This is a genomic window from Frankia sp. CoWAU3, from assembly GCF_977971855.1.
In genome coordinates this window covers 1-3,985 of the sequence record NZ_CDWWXB010000262.1, presented here as the reverse complement: position 1 = coordinate 3,985, position 3,985 = coordinate 1, and the positions used below count along the sequence as shown (strand labels likewise).

5 protein-coding genes are annotated in these 3,985 nt (G+C 71.7%); 3 read left to right on the top strand and 2 right to left on the bottom strand.

Features of this window, described 5'->3' with window-relative positions:
* On the bottom strand, nt 1-1,177 hold a 1,177-nt coding region (gene trpD / locus AC08ON_RS16790), incomplete at its 3' end, for an anthranilate phosphoribosyltransferase (protein ID WP_476617315.1).
* Nucleotides 1,178-1,196: 19 nt separating this feature from the next.
* A complete protein-coding gene (locus AC08ON_RS16785; protein ID WP_476608428.1) occupies nt 1,197-1,625 on the bottom strand; it encodes a response regulator transcription factor in 429 nt (142 codons plus the stop codon).
* A 378-nt stretch (nt 1,626-2,003) separates the two neighbouring features.
* Here AC08ON_RS16785 and AC08ON_RS16780 point away from each other — a divergent pair, with 378 nt between their 5' ends.
* The 3 genes from AC08ON_RS16780 (at nt 2,004) to AC08ON_RS16770 (ending at nt 3,687) form a co-directional block, all read left to right on the top strand.
* Complete coding sequence (locus tag AC08ON_RS16780; RefSeq protein ID WP_476608429.1) at nt 2,004-2,444, top strand: Fur family transcriptional regulator; 441 nt, start codon at nt 2,004-2,006, stop codon at nt 2,442-2,444.
* A gap of 24 nt (nt 2,445-2,468) precedes the next feature.
* Complete coding sequence (locus tag AC08ON_RS16775; protein WP_476608430.1) at nt 2,469-2,909, top strand: rubrerythrin family protein; 441 nt, start codon at nt 2,469-2,471, stop codon at nt 2,907-2,909.
* A gap of 181 nt (nt 2,910-3,090) precedes the next feature.
* Nucleotides 3,091-3,687, top strand: coding sequence for a DUF3501 family protein (locus AC08ON_RS16770; RefSeq protein ID WP_476608431.1), 597 nt, complete (start codon nt 3,091-3,093; stop codon nt 3,685-3,687).
* The last annotated feature ends 298 nt before the right edge of the window (nt 3,688-3,985 follow it).

Here is a 3,985-nt window from a genome sequence, read left to right as displayed (position 1 = left end):
AGGGAGCCGTGGCCGCCGCCGCGTCAACCGCTGCGGCGCTCTGGCTCGCGGTCACCCAGCGCTCCAGGACGGCCCGGGCGGCACCGGAGTCCACCGCCTCGGCCGCCCGGGGCAGGGCGGCGGCGATCTGCTCGGTGACGGGGGCATCGGAGGGGCCGGCCGCGGCGACCAGGGCGGTGGCGGCGGCGAGCAGGACCGCGTCGCGGACGGGTCCGGGCTCACCGGCGAGCACCGACCGGGTGACGGCGGCGTTGTAACGGGTCTCCGCGCCGCGCAGCGCGGCGTGGTCCGCGACGTGGATGCCGACGTCGCGGGGGTCGAACCGCTCGCGGCGCGGCTGTCCGGCGCCGGCCGCGACGACCCACACGGCGGACGTCGTCACCGGGGTGAGCTCGTCGAGCCCGTCGTCGCCGCGGAACACCAGCGCCCGGGTGCCCCGGTCCGCCAGCACCCCGGCGACGACGGGAGCGAGCCGCGCGTCCGCGACGCCGATCGCCTGCGCGCCGGGGCGGGCCGGGTTGCTCAGCGGCCCGAGGATGTTGAACGCGGTGGGCACGCCGATCTCGCGCCGGACCCCGCCGACGTGCCGCATCGCCGGGTGGAAGACCTGGGCGAAGCAGAAGGCGATGCCGGCCGTAGCCAGGCACGCCTCGACGCCGGCCGGCGGCAGATCGACCACGACACCGAGCTCCGCGAGCAGGTCCGCCGAGCCGCAGGATGACGACGCGGCCCGGTTTCCGTGCTTGACCACCGGCACACCCGCGCCGGCAACGACCAGCGCGGCCATCGTCGACAGGTTCACGGTGTGGGAACGGTCGCCACCGGTCCCGCAGGTGTCCACGGCGCGGGCCCGTACCCGCTTGGACAGGCTCAGGGGCGTGGCACTGGCCAGCATGGTCTCTACCAGGCCGGCGATCTCCTCCGGCGTCTCCCCTTTGGACCGCAGCGCCACCGCGAACCCGGCCACCTGCGCGGGTGAGGCGGCCCCCGCCATGATCTGCTGCATCGCCCAGGCGGTGCGCGCGGAGTCCAGGGACTCGCCCGCTAGCAATGCTCCTATCAGCTCCGGCCAGCTCGTCTCGGCGGTCGGGAGAGCCCCGGCGGGGGAAGCCCCGGTGTGGGAGCGGCCGGTGTGGGAAGCCCCGGTGTGGGAGTGGGATGCGCCAACGGTGGTCATACCTCGGAAGCCCTGGATCTCAGTGGGCGAGCTGGGCGCCGGTGAGCGGCCGACGGGCCACGGCGCCGCCGGCACGCGCCCGCAGCAGTGTCACGACCGCCTCGGTGAGTAGACCCGGGTCGATCGGATGGGTGACCACCGCATCCGCCTGGGACCAGGTGGCGAGCCAGCGGTCGTCCGGGCGGGCGACCAGCAGGATGGTCGGCGGACAGTTGGTGACCTCGTTCTTCAGCTGCCGGCAGAGCCCCATGCCCCCGCTGGGGGTGGCCTCCGCGTCGAAGACGCACAGATCCGCCTCATGATGATCAACTACGCCGATCGCCTCGGGGGCGTCGGCGGCCTCGACGAACTCGATCGGACCGAGGTCGGCGGCGGGGAGACGGCCGATCGCGTTCCGGACGTGTTCGCGCACATCCGCTCGGTCGGCGTAGACGAGGACGGTGCTCATGTCGTCCGCGGGCCTTTCGCGAGAGGTGACCACCGCCGACCGGCGGTGAGCTGCGGACCGCCCTCCAGGCACCTCGAAGCTCCAGGCACCCGGAGGTCCGGGTATCTCGGAAGTGGACGCTGCCATGTGAGAGTTGTCCTGTGCAGGCTACCTCCCGCGGACCGCTGGACGTGACCCGTGTCGCATCGCCCGCCTGGCCCTCGCCGGGCCGGGTGAGGTCGGGATCACAGCCCCCTGGTTGTCTTCGGATCCTCCCGGGAGTGATACTGAGAATCGTTCTCAACCGGTGGATCCTGATGCCGGCCGGACCATGTGACGCCTCGAGCGTGGTCGCCGGCGGCTTGGGGCGTTCCACCGCCGTACGACGGGCGTGATCCTATGAACGACCAGACCGATCTTCGTCTCACTCCGCAGCGGAGGGCCGTGCTGGCGGTGCTAGCGGCAGCCCGCGACCATCCGACCGCCGCCGAGGTCCACGAGCGGGTGCGGACCGTGTCCCCGGGGATCGGCAGTGCGACCGTATACCGCACACTGGCGTTGCTGGTATCCGTTGGCCGAGCGCTCGAGCTGCACCTGGGCGACGGCACGGCGGCCCGGTACGACGCCAACACGAGTCGTCACGACCACGTGGTCTGCGACGGATGCCGTCGGGCGGTCGACGTTGATCATCCCGTCCTCGACGGGATGATGGCCCAGATCGCGTGTCGCTCGGGATTCGCCATCACCGGGTACGACCTGCGGTTCCGGGGGCTGTGCCCGGACTGTCAGGCGAACGGCTCCGGCCCGGCCCGCGGCGCGGACGGGACCGGCCAACAGTGAACACCCATCCACAAGGAGCGCTTCATGCCGAAGCTTGACGGCACCAAGACCCACGAGAACCTCAAGGAGGCGTTTGCCGGCGAGAGCCAGGCGAACCGGCGTTACCTCTACTTTGCCCGCCGGGCCGACATCGAGGGGCTGACCGACGCCTCGTTGCTGTTCCGCGACACCGCGGAGGGTGAGACCGGTCACGCCTTCGGGCACCTGGACTTCCTCGCGGAGGTCGGCGACCCGGCGACGGGCGAGCCCCTCGGTACGACCACGAAGAACCTGGCCAGCGCCGTCGTCGGCGAGACCTACGAGTTCACCGCAATGTACCCGGGCTTCGCCAAGACCGCCCGCGAGGAGGGCTTCGAGGAGATCGCGGACTGGTTCTCGACCCTCGCCCGGGCGGAGAAGACCCACGCCGGTCGGTTCAAGAAGGCCCTCGACGCGCTGTCGGCCGAGGAGACGGCCGACGCCTGACCGTCGGGGTTTCTCGATCTACCGGGCCGGGGTGGCAGGGGCGATGCCAGTAGTCCCTCGTTGCCACCCCGGCCCGCATCGTCGCTCCCGTGCCGTGGGCCCTTGGCTGATTCGTGGGCCCTTGGCCGTTCCTGGACCGCCCGTTCACGGATCCCAGCATTTCCGGACAGGAGATCGCACGGTGGCGCTGACCATCGCCGACATCACCACCGACCACCAGGCGTACGCGGAGCGCCGGCTGCGGCTGCGCAGCCAGATGATCCTGGTGCGCGCCGAACGCCGGGTACGGGTCGGGGACATCGTCGTCCTCGAGTTCGAAAACGAGCAGACGCTGCGCTACCAGGTGCAGGAGATGGTCTACACCGAGCGGTTGACCGCCTCCGCCGACGTCGCCCACGAGATCGATGCCTACTCCCGCCTGCTACCCTCCAGCCACGTCCTCACGGCGACGGTGTTCATCGAGCTCTCGGTTCTGGAGACCGTCCGCGAGGAGTTGGGGCGGCTTGCCGGGCTGCAGCACAGTCTCGCCCTGGAGATCGGCGGAACCCGAGTGGCGGGCGAGGAGATCCCCGGCCTTGACGAGGATCCCGGCGTGCCCACCGAGACAGTCTCCGTGCACATGGTGCGCTTCGCGCTGACCGATTCGCTCCGGGACGCCTTCCGCGACCCCCGCGTGCCGGTCGAGCTTGTCGTGGAACACCCGGAGTACAGCGAGGCGACGCCGTTGACCGGAGCCACCCGGCGTGTCCTCATCGCGGATCTCGCGTTGCGGTCCTGACCGGCTCACCCGGCCGCTGCCTGCCGGTCACGGTCATGGGTCCCCGTCGCGGGTGAGGTCGGACGCATTCGCGGGTAGTCGGTTCGCGCGCCGCGGGATGGGTAGGCGGAACATCTAGGGCACGCGTCCGTGTCGGCACGTCCGTCTGCCCGTCAACGTCAGCACGTTCATCCACGTCAGGGAGCCACCCGTGACCGATGACCAGCTACGTCCCGACCGCACCCGCCCCGGCGCCGCCATCCCGCCCGGCGCCGCGGTCCCGCCCGGCGCCGCCATCCCGCCCGGCGCCGGGCGGGAT